Consider the following 17,822-nt stretch of genomic DNA (forward strand, 5'->3'; position numbering starts at 1 on the left):
GCGCGTGTGCACATGTTTTCGCAGTTCATGGGCACTGCAGCCGACGGTGATCAAGATTGCCGTGGCCGACCGGCCGGTCCGTCCGCCATGATGGGTACGTGTCTGAGATCGTGCGCCGTCGCTCGTCCCGCAACGCCAAGTTGGCCAAGATTCCACTCGGCATAGCCGGGCGGGCGGCCGTGGGGTTCGGCAAGAAGCTCGCCGGAGGCGACAAGTCGGAGATCAACGCGCAGCTCAATCAGAAGGCCGCGGAGCAGCTGTTCACGGTGCTCGGCGAGCTCAAGGGCGGCGCGATGAAGTTCGGGCAGGCGCTCAGCGTGATGGAGGCCGCGGTCCCCGAGGAGTTCGGCGAGCACTATCGCGAGGCGCTCACCAAGCTGCAGGCCGCCGCGCCGCCGATGCCGGCCGCGACCGTCCACCGCGTGCTCGACCAGCAGCTCGGCACCCAGTGGCGGACCCGCTTCTGCGAGTTCGACGACGCCCCGGCCGCGTCGGCCAGCATCGGGCAGGTGCACCGGGCGGTGTGGTCGGACGGGCGCACCGTCGCGGTGAAGGTGCAGTACCCCGGCGCCGACGAGGCGCTGCGCGCCGATCTCAAGACCCTGTCTCGCATGTCCGGTCTGGTCGCTTCCGTGATCCCCGGCGCGGACGTGAAGCCGATTCTCGCCGAGATCACCGAGCGCACCGAAGAGGAACTGGACTACCGCAACGAAGCCGCCAACCAGCGCGCGTTCGCCAAGGGCTTCAACGGGCACGCCGAGATCGTGGTGCCGAAGGTGGTGGCGAGCGCGCCGAAGGTGATCGTCACCGAATGGCTCGACGGCGTCCCCGTCTCCACGATCATCAAGCAGGGCGCCGAGGATCCGGAGGGCACCCGTGCGCTGCGCAATCGCGTCGCGGGGCTGATGGGCCGGTTCCACTTCTCCTCCCCGGAGGTGGTCGGACTCCTGCACGCCGACCCGCACCCGGGCAATTTCATGATGCTGCCCGACGGCAAGTTGGCGGTCATCGATTTCGGCGCGTGCGCGCCGATGCCCGAGGGTTTTCCCCCGGTTCTGGGCCGAATGCTGGCCCTCGCGGTCGAGGAGCGCTTCGCCGAACTCACCGAACTGCTGTACGACCACGGCTGGGTGATCCCCGGCCGAGTGGTCACCCACCAGGAGATCGCCGACTACCTGCGGCCGTTCACCGACCCGATCCAGGCCGACTCGTTCCACTTCACCCGCAGGTGGATGCAGCGGGTGGCGGGCAAGGCTTCGGAGATCTCCAGCCCGGAAATGAAAACCGCACGCGCACTGCAACTTCCGGCGCAATACGTGATGATCTTCCGGGTACTCGGCGGCTCCGTCGGCATCCTGGCACAACTCGACGCCGAACTGCCGTTCATGCAATTGGTCCGCACCTGGATGCCCGGCTTCATCGAGGAACGCACCGCCTCCTGAGCAGAAACTCTCTCAACTCCCTGCGCTGAACCGCGTAACTTCAAAAGAAATATTCGCGCCCTCCCGCCCCCGTCGGGTGCGAGTCTTACGAGCACCGTTCGCGGCCCGTCTCGCGGCCGAGTGACCGAAGCGCATGCGACGCAGTCGCGAGTCTCGGTCGCTCGGACGCGAGACTCCCCGGGGCCGCGAACACGCAGCGCCGCAGGCGCCGCAAAACCAACACAGCAGTCGCGAGTCTCGGTCGCTCGGACGTGAGACTTCCCGGGGCCGCGAACACGCAGCGCCGCAGGCGCCGCAAAACCAACACAGCAGTCGCGAGTCTCGGTCGCTCGGACGCGAGACTCCCCGGGGCCGCGAACACGCAGCGCCGCAGGCGCCGCAAATCAAACACAGCCGCCCACCAGACAACGGTGGGCGGCTGGTTTGCTTTCTCGTTCGTTGGCTCGGCCCGTGCCGGGACCGACCGAATCGAGCACATCGACCGGAGGGAGGGAAGTCACTCCCCGGCTCATGCCGGGACCGCGACCTTGCGCGGACGACCACGGGGACGCTTGCGGGCGATCACGACACCCTGGTCGAAGATCTCACCGCCCCAAACACCCCACGGCTCACGACGATCCATGGCGGCGCTCAGGCAGCCTTTGCGGATCGGGCAGGTCGCGCACAGCGCCTTGGCCTGCTCCAACTGGACCGGGCTCTCGGCGAACCAGAGGTCCGGGTCTCCAGCACGGCAGGGCAGGACCTTGGTGATCTCCTGGGTCCGAGTAGGCGACGCCACGGTTCGGCATGTCACGTCAGTAGTGGCCTGCGGCCAACCCTGTGCGGTGAACACGTCGTTCTCCTTCAGCTCGTTTGCAGCGGTTCGTTTGTTGTGGCGAAACCGGTGCCGGTCGGCTGAAGGGCCGGAGAATACTGGCCACGGTTTCGCTGTCTTGCGATCCGTGGCCAGGAGGTCGGGGAGGAGTTCCCTACCTAGGTCGACATCTGTGTCGAGTCCTGTTCACGGTCGCTGGGTGTGCGGTGCGGAGGCGTGCTGCCCGCGGATCCGCCGGCTCGAAGCCGACTTCATCCGCGAAGACACCGACTGCTGCCTCGACAGCCGTCGGGTGCCAGCCCGCGCTGGGCTTGCCCTGAATCTGGGTGCGGTTCGACGCATGCATGGCAATGCGATTCACTTGCGTGCCGGACATGCCGAACGCACCGATTCCGGACAGACCGATCCCCTGCAAGGCGAGGATCCCCCGGGAGGCCGCCATGGGCGCATAGATCGCAACGCCACTGGCGCCGAAGTTCATGATGTTGTCCATTGCTCTGCCTCCCTCCTGTACTCGTGGTGTGTCGGTAACTGTGCGCGCCGAGATGCCCTCCCGGTGCGTGAAATCCACCATAGGCAAGATCGTCGAGCGGGACAACCTATTTTCTACCTGCGGTTTTGTGATGTGGATCGAAGGCGGGACGCCACGATCGCGAGCACATCGGCGCCGAACTGGTCGATCTTCTTCGCACCGATGCCCGCGATCGCGGCCAGCGCGGCGTCGTCGGCGGGCTGTTGTTCGGCGATCGCGGTGAGCGTGGTGTCGGTGAACACGACGAATTCGCGCACCCGCAGCGCCTCCGCCTTCTCCGCACGCCAGTCACGCAGTGCGGCAAGCAATTCCGCGTCCAGCTCGGCCGGGCAACGGCGGCAGCGGCCGAGCATGGTCGCGTAGGTGCCGATCAGCGGTTTCGCGCAGACCCGGCAGGTCGGGCGGACACCGTGCGGGGCCGACGGCGGTGCCGCGATCCGCGAGGCGGGCGAATCGTCCGGCACGAGACCGTTGAGGAAGCGCGAACGCCGCCTGCTGCGCCTGCCGCCCTCGTTCCTGGCCAGCGCCCAGGACAGCCGCAGATGTTCGCGCGCCCTGGTGACCCCGACGTAGAGCAGCCGCCGTTCCTCCTCGAGCGCCGCCTCGTCGGCGACCGAGCCGTCGTCGGCGAGGACGTGCGCGATCGGCATGGTTCCGTCCGACAGCCCGACGAGGAACACCGCGTCCCACTCCAAGCCCTTGGCGGCGTGCAGGGAGGCCAGCGTGACGCCCTGCACCGTGGGGGGATGCCTGGCCTCGGCGCGAGTCGCGAGCTCGCGCAGCAGCCCGGTGAGGTCGAGCCGGTCGTCGTGGCCGACGAGTTCCTCGGTCAGCCGCACCAGCGCGACCAGCGAGGTCCAACGTTCACGCGCCTGGGCGCCCGCGGGTTCCGCGGCGGTCAGGCCGAGCGGGGCGAGCACCGCGCGGACCAGCGAGACCAGGGAGTTGCCGCTGCGCGCCTGGTCGGGCAGGTCGTCGCGGGCGGCGGCTTGCCGCAGTGCCTGCACGGCCTGCCTGACCTCAGCGCGCGCGAAGAAGCCCTCGCCGCCGCGCACCTGGTAGGGGATACCGCGCTCGGTAAGTGCCTGCTCGTAGCTCTCCGAGTGGGCGTTGATCCGATAGAGCACGGCGATCTCGGCGGCCGGTGTGCCCGCCGCGACGAGCCGGCCGATCGCCTCGGCCACCGCCGCGGCCTCCGCCGGCGCGTCGTCGTATTCGGCGAACACCGGCTCGGGCCCGTCGGCGCGCTGGCCGATCAGTTGCAGCCTGGTGCCCGCGATGCGCCCGCGCGCCGCTCCGATCACCCGATTGGCCAGCGACACCACCTGCGGAGTCGACCGATAGTCGCGTTCCAGCCGGACCACGGTGGCGTCGGGAAAGCGCCGGGAGAAGTCCAGCAGGTAGCTCGGCGTGGCGCCGGTGAACGAATAGATGGTCTGGTTGGCGTCGCCGACGACGGTCAGGTCGTCGCGGTCGCCGAGCCAAGCGTCGAGCACGCGCTGTTGCAGCGGCGTGACGTCCTGGTACTCGTCGACGACGAAACTGCGGTAGCGGCCGCGGAATTCGTCGGCCACCGCCGGATAGTCCTCCAGCGCGGCGGCCGTGTGCAACAACAAGTCGTCGAAATCCAGCAGCAACCCGTCAGGCGTCGCCTTGAGCTTCTCGTAACCCGCGTAGACGTCCGCGACACGCAGTGCCTCGTAGGGCGTGTCGCGCCGCTGCTTCGCGACCGCCGCCGTGTAATCCTCCGGGGCGATGAGTGACGCTTTCGCCCACTCGATTTCGCTCAGCAGGTCGCGCACGCTGTCGGTGGCCGTGGACAGCCCGGCCCGGTGCGCCGCCTGCGCGACGATCGGGAACTTGGCATCGATCAGCCGCCACGGCACGTCACCGACGATCTGCGGCCAGAAGTACTTCAGCTGCCGCAACGCCGCCGCGTGGAACGTCCGCGCCTGCACCTGGGTCGCTTCCCCGCCGAGACCGAGGGCCCGCAGCCGGGTCCGCAGTTCCCCAGCGGCCCGAGCGGTGAACGTCACCGCGAGCACCTGATCGGCTTTGACGTGCCCCTGCGCGATCTGATGCGCGATGCGATAGGTGATGGTCCTGGTCTTTCCGGTGCCCGCGCCCGCGAGCACGCACACCGGGCCGCGCGGTGCTCGCACGGCGGCGGCCTGCTCGGGATCGAGGTCTGCGAGGTCGAGAGCGGGCACGCGATCCATCATGACAGCGCCCACCGACACTCAACCGGTCGCGGTCGGGAGCAGCCACTAGCGAGCAGACCGGCGCCGAGGCAAGGGACGGCATCGGCGCGGTAGCCCTGCGCCGCGCGCGACCACCCCGTTGCACGCCTCATCGCCGCTTCGGGCGGCCGGGCGCGTGGCGTTCAGCGCTCGCTCAGCAACCGCAGGGAACGAGCGAAGGGGGCGCTGTCTTGCGAGCCGAGCGGCGCGAAGAACTCCGCGTCGCATTCCTCCACCGCGACGATGGCCCGGTTCACCAGCGCCACGGCCGCTTCGGTGGCGACCAGGGCCTTCGCCCGGCGGTCGCTGGGGTGGTCGCGGCGTTCGATCAGGCCCTTCTGCGCCAGGGCGCGCAACACCTGAGAGGTCATCATCGGATCGGTGGCGGCGTATTCCGCCAGGTCACGCTGCCGGACCGGATCCTCGCGGCCGGCGGCGAGGTAGGTGAGCGAAGCCAGGAGCACAAATTGCACGTGGGTCAGGTCGAATGGAGCGAGCGCCGCCCGCTGTGCCGCCTGCCAGCGGTTGGTCACTTGCCACAGCAACAGGCCGGGACTTTCCTCTGCCGTGCGAAATCTGGAACGCAGTCTGCCGTCCCCCGCCTCGTGCATCGGCCTCCCTCACTCGTCGGTCATCTCCCGCGCGATCAGCGCGTAGTCGTGCGGGCTGAGTTCTATCAGGCCACGACGCAGGATCATCCCCCAGTTCGGCACGCTGGTTAGGTCCAGCTCGTCACGCAGCGCATCGATCGGCGCCTCCCGCGCTTCGGCTCGGTAGCTGACCGAACGGCGCCACGGCCGGAAGCAACCGCCGTCCTGCGGGTCGGCCTGCCAGGCCGGGTGGTCGTCGACAGTGCCGATCGCGGTGAACGAGCGCACCGGCGCTCCGGCCCGCATGCCCTCGCGCGGCGAGTAGTACACCAATCCGTCGCCCGGCCGCATGCGTTCCACCGCCGCGCGCTTGCCGTGGTTCGCCTGGGCGATGCCCAGCTCCACACCGCGCCGGACATGTTCCCTGGACACGACGGCCAGCCAGTGCTTCGCGCTCGAACCGGTAGCACTCATGCCGGGACCCCCTCGGCGACGGAGACCAGTGCGTCCAGGTCGGGCTGCACGGATTTCGCCAGGTCGGCGCCCAGGATCTTGGTCCACAACAAGCGCAGCGGTCCGTCGATCGAGACCGTGACGGTGACCGTGGTGCGGTTCTCCGCGACGGCGACCTCATGGGCGAAGGTGAGCCGCGCGCCGAACAGCTTCGAGACGTCGACGAACTCGCGATCGGTCAGACGCGCGACGACGAACCGGATCTTCGGGCCGCCTTTCGGCCGCAACGTCCCGGTGGCGCCCTCGGCGAACGGTCCGTCCAAGCGCACCCACTCGGTGTCGGTGTTCCACTCCGGCCAGGTGGCCACGTCGGCCCAGCGGGCGAAGAAGGCGGTCGGCGGCGCACTGGAGGTGGCGTGCGCGGTGGCGATGATCGTCATGCATTTAGTATGCGCGCATACTAAATGTCGCGCAAGTCGGGAATGGTTCGAGTTGGAACAGTGCGCGGACGTCCGGCGTTGCAGTGTCCGTGACTGACGCGAACCCCACCCTGACGATGTACTCGACCACCTGGTGCGGCTACTGCCGCAGGCTCAAGAAGCAGCTGGACGAGGCGGGCATCGGCTACGTCGAGATCGACATCGAGCAAGACCCGGCGTCGGCCGAATTCGTCGGCAGCGTGAACGGGGGCAACCACGTCGTGCCCACCGTGAAGTTCGCCGACGGTTCCACCGCGACGAACCCGTCGCTGGCGGCGGTCAAGCAGGTCCTCGCCGGTCTGTCCTGATCAGCCGCCGCGCGCGGGTCGCATCGGCCCGCGCGCTAGTCGATCGCGGCCCAGGATTCGATGATGGTGCGCGCGATGGAGATGGAGCCGGGCAGCAGCAACCGGGCGCCCCCGTCCCGGTTCGACCAGTCGCCCACCGCCAACGCTTCGCGCACCTGCGCGCGGGTGAACCAGTTGGCCTCGGCGATCTCACCATCGGTGAAGGTCAGCGGCTGTGTGGGATCGGCCACCGCGGCGAACCCGAGCATCAACGAGCGCGGGAACGGCCACGGCTGGCTGCCCAGGTAGGTGATCTCGCGCACGTCGAGGCCGACTTCCTCGCGCATCTCACGCTCCACGCAGCGCTCCAGCGACTCGCCCGCCTCGACGAACCCGGCCAGCAGCGAGAACAGCGACTTCGGCCAGCTGGCCTGGCGGGCGAGCAGCACCCGCTCCCCGCCGTCGTGGATCAGGCAGATCACCGCCGGATCGATGCGCGGAAACTCCTCGTAACCGCTCTCGGTGACGCGCGACCAGCCCGCCTTGGCCGACATGGTGACGGTGCCGTCCGCGCCGTGGAACCCCGCCTTGTCGTGCCAGTTCAGCAACGCGATCGCGGTCGAGAGCAACGCGGCGGTGCGGTCGTCGACGACGCCGCCGGCCAGCGCGCGCAGGTCGGTCAGCGCGCCCTCCAGCTCCGGATCACGCACCGCCCACAGATGGACGCCCTCCTCCACACCGAGGAACACCGCGTCCGGGCTCGGCTCGGCGGAGAACTCCACGGCCGGGTCCAGGATCAGGGCGCTTTCGTCGAAGCGCACCTGCCCGCGCCGGTTGATCCGCAGGAGTCTGGCCTCGGCCCAGCCCTCCTTCAGGGCCTGGGCGTCACCTCGGATGTGCTCGGCCCTGTCGAGGACAGAACGGGAGAGCAACGGAACGCTGTTGAGCTGAAATGCCGACACGGTTTCGAGACTATCGCGCCGAAGCTGTGCGCCCGGTTCGCGCCGGGGTCACTTGCCCGCTCGACGGATGTACAACAGCTTGTCACCCGCCTCGACCGCGTCGACTTCCGGCTCGCCCACGCGGTAGAGCACCCCGTTGCGCACCACGCCGAGGACGATATCGCTCAGATGCCGTGGCGAGCCGCCGATCTCGGACGGCTCCACCTCGCGTTCGGCGACGGCGAAGCCCTCCTCCGGGGTGAGCAGGTCTTCCATCATCTCCACGACCGTGGGCGTGGTGGTCGCGATGCCGAGCAACCGGCCCGCCGTCTCCGAGGACACCACCACCGAATTCGCGCCGGACTGGCGGACCAGGTGGGTGTTCTCCGCCTCCCGGATCGACACCACGATCTTGGCGGCCTTGTTCAACTCCCGGGCGGTCAGCGTGACCAGCACGGCGGTGTCGTCGCGATTGGTGGCGACCACCACCGAGTCGGCGTGCTGCACACCGGCCAGCCGCAGCACGTCGGATTGGGTCGCCGAGCCGTGCACCGTGACCAGCCCGGCGTTCGCGGCCGCCTCCAAAGCGACCACGTCGGTGTCGACCACGACGATGTCGGCGGGCTGCACCCCGTCGCCGAGCATGGCGTCGATCGCGGTCCGCCCCTTCGTGCCGTATCCGACGACCACGGTGTGATTGCGCACGGTGTGCCTCCATCGCTGAATCTTGAAAGCCTGCCGGGAACGTTCGGTCAGCACGCCCAGCGTGGTTCCGACCAGGACGATCAGGAACAGGATGCGCAGTGGGGTGATGATGACGATGTTCGCCAGCCGCGCCTCGGGCGTCACCGGGTGGATGTCGCCGTATCCGGTGGTCGACAGCGACACCGTCGCGTAATAGAACGCGTCCAGGAACGACAGTTCGTTGCCCGAGTTGTCGTGGTAGCCATCGCGTCCGAGATAGACCACCAGCGCGGCCAGGAACAGCAGCCCCGTCGCGAACAGCACCCGTCTGGTCAGCGAAATCCACGGGCTGGTCTGCACTTCCGGGATGCGCAGCAGTCCGACCAGGGCGAAATCTGGCCTGCTCGCCAAGCCCAGGCTGCGCGCACGGTCACCGAACACCGGGCACACCCGTCGTTTCGTCGCTCGTGTCGGTCATACCCGGTAATCCTTGTCCCTCCGGCACACCGGGGAGCCTACTGTGTTGGATTTGCCGCGACTGCGTCGCGGCGGGTTCGCGGCCCCTTTGTGGCTCGCGTTTGCGCGGCCGCCGCTTGCTCCTTCGTCGCCTACGCGGCGGCCGCGCAAACGCGAGCCGGGCCGCGAACGGCGCATGCTCGGTCTCGCTTCGCTCGAAAGACGGGGTTGAGGTGAGCTGGGTGCGTCGGCATCGAAGCTCGCTATCAGGTGTACGCGGTTCGTAGTGGTCGGCTACAGAATCGGCCGCGCTGCCCCTTGCTCCTTCGTCGCGGCCAATCCGACGCCAGCCCGGCCGCGGACGCCCACAAGATCGGTGTCGTTTCAGCCGACCCGGTACCTACTCATTCGAGCCCGGCTCGGTTCGCGGGCCGCGGCGGCAGACCGTCGAGTGGACCACCGGAGGCAAGCGCGGCGTGGGCGGTCGCTCGGTGCTGTGTTGGCTCCGCAGTCGCGCGGTGGGGTTCGCGGCGCATTGGCCGGCGTCCGCGCCGATCACGCTTGCTCGATCTCGGTGAGGACGAAGGACGTGCCCGAGGCGGGGGCGGCGGTTCGGAGGTGCGGACCGCCGGGGCCGCATCCAAGTGACCCGGGGTCGACGCGGAGCGGCGCGGATGTAAGGGTGCCTGCATGGCAGAAAATACGCTGACGTCCGTGTCCGACGGTGGGCGGCGGCCCGCCCTGGCCCTGGCCGCCCTGCTGTTCGGCTCCGGGGTGCTGCATTTCGTCCGGCCGAAGCCCTTCGATTCGATCGTGCCGCGCTTCCTGCCCGGACGCGCCCGCGACTACACCTACGCCTCCGGCGCGGCCGAGATCGGTGTCGCCGCCGCCCTCGCGGTCCCGCGCACCCGCGGCTTCGGCGGACGGCTGGCGGCGCTGCTGTTCATCGCGGTGTTCCCGGCCAACGTGCAGTTCGCCGCGGACATGCTCGCCAGCGAGAAGGCGCCGCGGCTGGTGAAGATCGGCTCGGCGCTGCGGCTGCCGCTGCAGATCCCGCTCGTCACTCAGTCGCTGGCGGTGAGCCGGCGGGCGCGGCGTTCCTGATCAGCTCGGCCAGTTCGTCCGGACCGGCCAGGTTCGGGGGCGCGATGGTGCGGCCGGTGCGCACGTAGTGGAATGCGGCGCCGATCCGGGGCAGCATCTCGTGCTCGGGCCGTCCCTCGCGGGCGGCCATCAACCGCGCCCAGGCCAGGCGATAGACGGCCAGCTGCATGGCGACCGCCGGTTCCTCGGCGGCGCTCGGCTCGGCGCCGGTCTTCCAGTCGACCACGACCCAGCCGCCGCCGGGTTCGGCGAATACCGCGTCCATCCGGCCGCGGATCACGGTGCCCGCGATCGAGGTCTCGAACGGGATCTCGACTTCGATCGGACTGCGGTCGGCCCAACGCGAGTTCAGGAACGCCTCCTGCATCGCGCTCAGCTCTGCGTCCCGGCCCGCGTCGGCCGCGCCGCCGTCGGCCGCGCCCGGCAGTTCGTCCAGACCGAGCAGGCGGGTGGAGCCGAACCACCGCTGCACCCAGGCGTGGAACGCGGTGCCCCGGCGGGCCAGTGGGTTCGGCGGGTAGGGCAACGGACGACGCAGGCGGGCGGCGAGCTTCGCCGGGTCGGCTCGCAGCTCGACCAGGGCGGTCGCCGCGATCTGTCCGGGTAGTTCCACCTCTTCGTCGGCGGCCGCGGCCGCGTGGTGTTCGGCGAGCAAGGCGTCGACGTCGGCGGCCCAGCCTTCCGGATCGGCGGGATCCGGCGCACGGCGGGCGTCGTGCGGGCGGTACAGGTCCTCCGGCGGGGGCGGAGCGAAGCCGGTCGCGGCGAATGCCGGTTCGTCGGCGGACAGATACTCCTCCACCGGGTCCGGCGCCGAACCGAAATAAGGCTCGATATCCGCGTAGGGATCGGCGTATTCGATGGAACCGACCTCGAAGTCCCCCGCGAAATCGTCGGGCGGGTATTCGTCGTCGGGTGGATAGTAGGCCGGTTCATCCGCCAACCCCGGCTCATCAGCAGGACGAGGAGTAGGCCGACTCATCCGCGAACCCGGCCCTTCACCGGGCCGGGTGTAGCCCGACTCATCCGCGAATCCCGGCTTATCAGCGGGCCGGGTAGTAGGTCGATTCATCCGCGAACCCGACTCATCGCCGGGCGAATAGTAAGCCGAATCGCCGGTGAGACCCGGCTCATCGCCAGGCCCGTAGTCGCCCGGCCCATGCTCGAACTCCGGCTCATCGCCGGGCCCGTAGTCGCCCGGTCGGTCCGCGAAACCCGGCTCGTCGACGTCCGGCGCGGACGGCATCTCGGCAGGGGCGGACCTGGTTCTGCGGATCGAACCAGCAGCGCCGTGCGGCTCCGAGCCGTGGTGCCCGGTGGCGGCGGGACGGGCGCGCAAATTCGCCAGGGCAGCGCGGACCAGTGCCGCGCCTTGTTCGATGGGGTCGCGGCGGGCGCCGAGGGGGTCGCGCGGCCACTCGGCGGTCGCGGGGTTGTCGGTGAACGGGTTGACGGCGTCGGCGGCGGGCGGGTCGTCCCAGCGGTCGATCGCCAAGACGTCGCAGGCCGGGCTGCCGGGGTCCTGGTACGCGTGCTTCAACTCCAGCAGGAAATCCGAGGGGCCTTTCGGGGTGCTGCCGGTCTCCGCCCAGTAGTGGGCCGAAACCAACAGCACGCGCTCGGTTCTGGTGAGCGCGACGTAGAACAGGCGCCGTTCCTCATCGATCCGGCGGCGCTCCAGCGCCTCCTTGTGCGCCTTGATCGCGCGGTCGAGGTCGGCGCGGTCGTACAAGTCGGTGAGCTCGAGCACCGGCACGCCCTCGGCCGCGTCGTCCTGCCTGCGGTCACCCCGCAGCGACGTGGGCAGCTCGGCGAGCGCGCCCAGCCACGTGCCGGTACCGACTTTGGACGGGAACACGCCCTCCACCACATGCGGGACCGCGACGATCTCCCACTCCAGGCCTTTCGCCGCGTGCACGGTCAGCACCTGCACCCGGTCTTTGGCGACCTCGACCTCGCCCGGCTCCAGCCCGTTCTCGACCTCCTCCGCGGCGGCGAGGAACGCGAGCAGTCCGCCGAGCGAGGCGCCGGTGTCCGCGGCGTACCCGGCCACCACCTCGGCGAACGCGTCCAGATGCTCGCGTCCGGCCCCGGTGCCCGCCATGGCTCGCCGGGTCTGGGTCTCCACACCGACGCCGATGGTGCGCTCGACATCGGCGACCAGTTCCGCCAACGGCTGACCGCTGCGTTCGCGCAACGCGGCCAGCTCCCGTCCCAGCGCCTCGATGCGGGCGAATCCTGCGGGTGAATACCGGTCGGGCGGACCGGGATCGGCGATCGCGTCGGCCAGCCCGGCCTGTTCGGCGGGTTCCGGCGCCACTTCGCGCAGCGCCTCCTCCAGCGCGGCCCGGTCGGCGATCTCGGTTTGCCCCTCCGATCCGGGACGCCGGATGGACAGGTCCCTGGCGCGGCGGGCGAGCGCGGCGATGTCGGCGACCCCGACGCGCCAGCGCGCGCCGGTCAGCACACGCATGGCGGCGCTGCCCGCACCCGGTTCGGCGATCAACCGCAGGGTGGCGACGACGTCGGCGACCTCCGGTGTGGCGAGCAAGCCGCCGAGTCCGACGATCTCCACGGGAAGACCTTGCGCGCGAAGGGCTTCCGCGAGCGGCGCGGCATCGGCATTGCGGCGCACCAGTACGGCGGACGTGGGCGGCTGCTGCTGGGCCGCGTGCCGGGCAGCCCACTCCGCGGCGATTCGCTCGGCCACCCACTCCCGTTCGTCGGCGACGGTGTCGGTCAGCGCCAGCGCCACCACACCCGGCCCGGCGTCGGGCTTGGCGCGCAAGGCATCGACCGTCACCCCGCCGCTCTCGGAGGCCTTGCGCCGCAATGGTTCCGCGACCAGATTCGCCAGTGCCAGCGCTTCCGGCGGATTGCGCCAGCTGGTCAGCAAGGACAACGTCGGGGCGGGCACGCCCGGCGCGCTGGGGAAGTCGGTGGCGAACCGGGGCAGGTTCGCCGCTGAAGCGCCACGCCAGCCGTAGATGGATTGCATCGGGTCGCCGACGGCGGTGACGGCTAGGCGCTGCGTTTCGCGCTGGCGCGAACGTTGGTCCGCACGCCTCGCCACGGCGCGCGGGTCGTGTGCACCGGCGAACCGCGGTTGTCCTTCGACGTCGTTCGTGTCGACGCGCGGCGACCGCGTGCCCTGCGCGGGGTCAGCGGGAAGCGCGTCGGTGGTCGATGACGACCCGGTTTCCGGCAGTGTGTCCGAACCTGCCACGACGCTCTCCTGCACACCGGGCGGCGCCGCCCTCTGCGCGACTGTGTGAACGCCCGCGGGTGACGAAGCATCGTCGCCGCGACGATCGCCCGGAGGAATGTCGGGCGGGGTCGCGGGCTGCGGTGTCTCCTCCCCCGGCGCGCCGCCGAACAAGGCGGCGAGCAGGACCCGCTGGGCGTGGCCGGTGTCCTGGTACTCGTCCAGCAGGACCAAGCGGAAACGGGCGCGTTCGGCGGCGGCGACCTCGGGGTGCTCGGCCGCCAACCGTGCGGCGAGGGACATCTGCGCGCCGAAGTCCAGTGCGCCCCGTCGGCGCAATGCCTCGGCGAGCTCGTGCACCAGCGGTAGCAGCGCTACCCGTTCCCGCTGCACCTGCACGATGTTCAGCAGGGTCTGGCTCGGCCCGCCCCGCTGCCGCGGGCCCGGGGGCAGCGTGTACACCAGCTTCGCCAGTTCGGTGTGCTCCTCGGCCAGTTCCTCCGGCTCGACCAGGTGCTCGGCCAACTGCCCGGACAGCGCGAGCACCGCCTCGGTGACCGACACCGGGGTGCGATCGGTCTCCAGATCGCCGTCCCAGGTGTGCACCACCTGGTGGGCGAGCTGCCAGAGCTGGGTCGCGGTCAGCAGGGTCGCCGACGGTTCCACCGGCAGCAGCAGGCCGTGTTCGGTGAGCAACCTGCCCGCGTACGAGTGGTAGGTGCTGATCTCCGGTTCCGCGCCGGTCAGCTGGGCGCGCAGGCGGCCGCTCGGGTCCAGTTCGCGCAGCAGCGGCGCACCGGCGAGCCGGGCCAGCCTGGTCCGGATCCGGGCGGTCAGCTGTTGGGCGGCTTTGCGTGTGAAGGTCAGCCCGAGCACTTCGTCCGGCAGCACGAGCCCGTTGGCGACCATCCACACCACCCGGGCGGCCATCGTCTCGGTCTTGCCCGCGCCCGCGCCCGCGACCACGAGGGTGGGGCCCGGCGGCGCCGCGATCACGGCGGCCTGTTCGTCGGTCGGCGGCGGCAGGCCGAGCGCCTGCGCCAGCTGGTGCGGCGCCACTCCGCCCGTCACGGCGGCGCCCCGGCGACCGGCCGCGGCGGGACCGAGAGCGCGCTCACTCGTCGGTCACCTGCCTCCCGCTGTCCTGCACGGGGCAGCTGCCCGCGACCGCGCAGTGGCGGCATCCGTCGTTGCGCATGGCGAGGTAGCTGGGGCCCTGAGTGGACGACGCGGCCTGGTGGATCGTGTCGCGCCAGTGCTCGAGCGCATCGGCGTCCAGCGGAGGCTGCATGCGCTGAGTGGCGCCCTCCGCCTTGCTCGGCTTGGCGACGTACACCAATCGCGCTCCGCCGGGTTCGCCCGCCGAGCCGGTCGCGGGTTCCGGCTCGGCCGAACCGGATTCCTCCGGTGCGTCGAGAGCGCCCGCGGCGGCGGCCACCTGGTAGGTCGCCAGCTGCGCGTGATCGACGGCGGCCTGCTTGGTGACCGGCGACTTGCCGGTCTTCACGTCGACGATGACGAAACGGCCTTGCGCGTCCCGCTCCAGCCGGTCGACGCGGCCCCGGATCCGCACGGCGCGTTCGTCTTCCGTGCGCGCCGGCAGCACACAGTCCACCGGCACCTCGACCCCGGCCTGGGTGAGTTCGCCGCGAGTGTTGCGCACCCAGGCCGAGAAGGTCTCCAGCATCGCCTCGGTGCGGCGCAATTCCTGCCGGGAATGCCAGCCGGTCCCCGGATCCACCGCTCGCCAAGCGCGATCCAACGCGGCGCGCACCTGTTCCTCTGGCACTTTGCCCGCCAGCGCCTGCACGAGCGTGTGCACCAGATTGCCCTTGACCGCGTGCGGATTGTCGCCGTCGGTGCCGCCGTTGCGTTCCAGCGCCCAGCGCAGCGGGCAGGTGCGCAGCAATTCGACGGTGGAGGGCGACAGCGCGACAGCGCCGTCGTCCTCGGTCCACAGCGGTCGCCGCGAGCTGAGTTCGGTGGTGCCGTACCAGTCGTCGGGGTGGGTGCCACGCACGCCCGCGTCCGCCAGCCGTGCGAGCTGGTGCGCGGCGCGGCGCCTGCGTTCCGGGTCGGCCTCCGGATCGCAGACCACGCCGCGCAATTCGGCGACCAGCGAGTGCATCACCAGGGCGCGGCCGGGGTCGGCCACCGGGAGCGCACCGGGCTCGCCGTCGTCGTCGTGTCCGAGCAATTCGGCGAGAAAGCGCGACGGCACCAGATCGCGTTCGCCCGCGACCGATTCCACCGCGGTGACCAGCAGCGACCGCCGGGCCCGGCTGCACGCGACGAGCAGCAACCTGCGCTCCTCGGCGAGGATCGGCGCCGCACGGCTCACCCGCTCCCCCGCATCGGACACCCCGGCGGTGAGATCGACCAGGTCCTCGGTGTGCAGGAGGGTGCCGCGAGTGCGTGGGTCGGGCCAAATCCCTTCCTGGACGGCGGCGACGGCGACCACATCCCATTCCCGTCCCGCTGCGGCGTGCGCGCTCAGCAGCGCCACCGCTTCGCCCGGCAGCGTGCGCGGCGCCGCGTCCTGTGGAATCTCCTGCTGCGTCAGATATTCCACGAACCCTTCGATGCTCGCGCGCGGCAACCGGTCGACATAGGCGGCGGCCGCGTCGAACAACGCGACCGCGGCGTCCAGATCACGATCGGCCTGCATGCCGACCGCGCCGCCGCGCTCGGACTGCGCCACCCAGCGCCGTTCCAGCCGAGAACCGGTCCACAGCGCCCACAGCACGTCCTCCAGGCCCGCCCCGCGCCCGCGCACCTTGCGCGCCCGGCGCAGCGCGTCCAGCACCCGGCGCAGCGGCGCGGCCTCGACCTCGGTGAGCCGGTCCAGGATGGCGGGATCGCCGGTCCCGATCAGCAGATCGCGCAACATCAGTGCGGAGGGGCGGTCGATGTCCGAGTCGCGGTCGGGCGGCGAATCGTCGCCCGCGTCCGATGTTTTCGCCCCGGCGCGCACCGATTCCAGCACCGCGCGCCGGATGCCGCGGCGCAACCGGCGCAAGGCGATCTGGTCGGCGCCGCCGAGCGGCCCGGACAGCAGATCGAGGGCGTCCTCCGGCTCGAAGGCCGGTTCCGCCCCCCGTTGCGCCTGCTCCCCCGCCAGGACCGCGCGCAGCGAGAGCAGCATCCAGGCCGCGCCGCGCCTGCGCGCCAGCGGCGTGTCCAGCGCGGGCTGCCGCACCGGCACGCCCGCGGCGAGGAGGGCGCGGCGCAGCGGCGCCAGCGACAGCGGCACCGAACGGACGATCACCGCCATCCGCGACCACGGCACCCCGCCGGTGAGATGCGCGCGGCGCAAGTGGTCGGCGATGAGCGCGGCCTCTTTCGCCGGCGTGGCCAGCACCCGCACGCGCACCTCGGTGCCGTCCTCCCGCGGGCCGGTGTCTTCCGGCACGGGGATGCGCTGCGGCGCACTACCCGGCAGGCGTGCGGCGATCCGGGCGACCGCCAGCTCCACCTGACCGCTGAACCGATGGTTGTCGCGCAACACGACCCGCCGCTCGGGTGGCACGTCGAGTTCGGCGACGAATCGCGCGTCGGCGCCGCGGAAGGCGAAGACGGCTTGGTCGGGATCGCCCGCGATAACCGTGGTCCTGGCGCTGTGCCCGATCGCCCGCACCAGGATCGCCGCCTGCGGGTCCAGATGCTGCGCGTCGTCGACCAGCAGGTATCGGATCCTGGCGCGTTCGGCGGCAAGCAGATTCGGGTCGGCGGCCAGCGCGTCCAGCGCCGCGCCGACGAGTTCGGCGGCGTCCAGCGCGGGCGCGGTCGCCTCCGGCGCATCGACGCCCACCGACCAGCGCAGCAGCATCGTCTGCTCGTAGCGGAGGGCGAACCTGCCCGCCGCCACCCATTCGGGCTTGGCGTGCTCACGGCCGAGGCGCACCAGGTCCTCCGGCCCGATGCCGCGTTCGGTGGCCCGGAGCATGAGATCGCGCAACTGTTCGGCGAACCCGCCGAGCGCGAGCGCGGGCCGCAGCCGCTCCGGCCACAATCCGTGCGCGCCCTCGGCCATGTCCGCCAGATCGCCGCGCAGCATCTCGCGCACGACGGCGTCCTGTTCGGCTCCGGTCAGCAGACGCGGCGGCGGGTTGCCGTGCGCCATCGCGTGCCTGCGCAGCACGGAGAAGGCATACGAGTGCAGGGTGCGCACCAAGGGTTCTCGTGTGGCGCCGGGCACACCGCCCTCCGCACCGGGGCCCGGGCCGCTCAGCCGCGTGGTGATGGCGTCTCGCACAGCGCCCGCGGCCTGTTTCGAATGGGTCAGCACCAGCACCGATTCCGGGTCGGCTCCGGCCGCGATGCGCCCGGCGGCGAGGTCGACCAGCAGGGCGGTCTTACCCGTGCCCGGCCCGCCGAGCACTTGCCAGGGCCGCCATCCCGGACGCGCGGGACCGGCCTCGGCCGCAGCGTCCAGCAGCACGCGGACGTCGGCGCCCCAGTCTCGCGGCCGGGGCGCCACCACGTTCCGGCGAACCAGTCGCACCGCGCCATCCGATCGCACCACGCGGGCTATTGCAACAGACACGACCGACACGCCGGTACACGCCTCCGCCCGACCGGCGCTGCGGCCGATC

13 protein-coding genes are annotated in these 17,822 nt (G+C 70.9%); 3 read left to right on the forward strand and 10 right to left on the reverse strand.

The window, feature by feature from the left end:
• Positions 1-98 precede the first annotated feature (98 nt).
• On the forward strand, positions 99-1,442 hold the full coding sequence (locus ACWEH3_RS18350) for an ABC1 kinase family protein (protein ID WP_450018359.1): 1,344 nt from the start codon (positions 99-101) through the stop codon (positions 1,440-1,442).
• Positions 1,443-1,950: 508 nt separating this feature from the next.
• On the opposite strand, the gene ACWEH3_RS18355 is transcribed toward ACWEH3_RS18350, so the two are convergent.
• From ACWEH3_RS18355 to ACWEH3_RS18380, 6 genes are all read right to left on the reverse strand, one after another.
• On the reverse strand, positions 1,951-2,274 hold the full coding sequence (locus tag ACWEH3_RS18355) for a WhiB family transcriptional regulator (RefSeq protein WP_450026517.1): 324 nt from the start codon (positions 2,272-2,274) through the stop codon (positions 1,951-1,953).
• A gap of 136 nt (positions 2,275-2,410) precedes the next feature.
• Positions 2,411-2,749: a hypothetical protein gene (locus ACWEH3_RS18360; protein WP_450026515.1), complete on the reverse strand. Its 339-nt coding sequence runs from the start codon at positions 2,747-2,749 to the stop codon at positions 2,411-2,413.
• Between the two features lie 113 nt (positions 2,750-2,862).
• Complete coding sequence (locus ACWEH3_RS18365; RefSeq protein ID WP_450026513.1) at positions 2,863-5,010, reverse strand: ATP-dependent DNA helicase UvrD2; 2,148 nt, start codon at positions 5,008-5,010, stop codon at positions 2,863-2,865.
• A gap of 161 nt (positions 5,011-5,171) precedes the next feature.
• Positions 5,172-5,639 carry a MarR family winged helix-turn-helix transcriptional regulator gene (locus ACWEH3_RS18370; RefSeq protein WP_450026511.1) on the reverse strand — a complete coding sequence of 156 codons (468 nt, stop codon included), beginning with the start codon at positions 5,637-5,639 and terminating at the stop codon, positions 5,172-5,174.
• 9 nt (positions 5,640-5,648) lie between these two features.
• Complete coding sequence (locus tag ACWEH3_RS18375) at positions 5,649-6,092, reverse strand: EVE domain-containing protein (protein ID WP_450026509.1); 444 nt, start codon at positions 6,090-6,092, stop codon at positions 5,649-5,651.
• Positions 6,089-6,511, reverse strand: coding sequence for an SRPBCC family protein (locus ACWEH3_RS18380; RefSeq protein ID WP_450026507.1), 423 nt, complete (start codon positions 6,509-6,511; stop codon positions 6,089-6,091). Before ACWEH3_RS18380 ends, ACWEH3_RS18375 begins: the two co-directional genes overlap by 4 nt.
• 116 nt (positions 6,512-6,627) lie before the next feature.
• Here ACWEH3_RS18380 and ACWEH3_RS18385 point away from each other — a divergent pair, with 116 nt between their 5' ends.
• Positions 6,628-6,858: a mycoredoxin gene (locus tag ACWEH3_RS18385; RefSeq protein WP_379256129.1), complete on the forward strand. Its 231-nt coding sequence runs from the start codon at positions 6,628-6,630 to the stop codon at positions 6,856-6,858.
• A gap of 35 nt (positions 6,859-6,893) precedes the next feature.
• Here ACWEH3_RS18385 and nudC read toward each other — a convergent pair whose 3' ends face one another.
• Both nudC and ACWEH3_RS18395 read right to left on the reverse strand, forming a co-directional pair.
• Positions 6,894-7,799, reverse strand: coding sequence for an NAD(+) diphosphatase (gene nudC / locus ACWEH3_RS18390; protein WP_450026505.1), 906 nt, complete (start codon positions 7,797-7,799; stop codon positions 6,894-6,896).
• Positions 7,800-7,847: 48 nt separating this feature from the next.
• Positions 7,848-8,903, reverse strand: a complete 1,056-nt coding sequence (locus ACWEH3_RS18395; RefSeq protein ID WP_450026503.1) for a potassium channel family protein — start codon at positions 8,901-8,903, stop codon at positions 7,848-7,850.
• Positions 8,904-9,608: 705 nt separating this feature from the next.
• Here ACWEH3_RS18395 and ACWEH3_RS18400 point away from each other — a divergent pair.
• Positions 9,609-10,022: a DoxX family protein gene (locus tag ACWEH3_RS18400; RefSeq protein ID WP_355079710.1), complete on the forward strand. Its 414-nt coding sequence runs from the start codon at positions 9,609-9,611 to the stop codon at positions 10,020-10,022.
• Here ACWEH3_RS18400 and ACWEH3_RS18405 read toward each other — a convergent pair.
• Together ACWEH3_RS18405 and ACWEH3_RS18410 are read right to left on the reverse strand one after the other, a co-directional pair.
• Positions 9,979-14,298, reverse strand: a complete 4,320-nt coding sequence (locus ACWEH3_RS18405; RefSeq protein ID WP_450026520.1) for a UvrD-helicase domain-containing protein — start codon at positions 14,296-14,298, stop codon at positions 9,979-9,981. The two genes, ACWEH3_RS18400 and ACWEH3_RS18405, sit on opposite strands and share 44 nt — an antisense overlap.
• Positions 14,299-14,341: 43 nt before the next feature.
• Positions 14,342-17,773 (reverse strand): ATP-dependent helicase, encoded by a 3,432-nt coding sequence (locus ACWEH3_RS18410; RefSeq protein WP_452358355.1) that lies wholly within the window; start codon positions 17,771-17,773, stop codon positions 14,342-14,344.
• Between the last annotated feature and the right edge of the window lie 49 nt (positions 17,774-17,822).

The organism is Nocardia sp. NPDC004718, assembly GCF_053601535.1.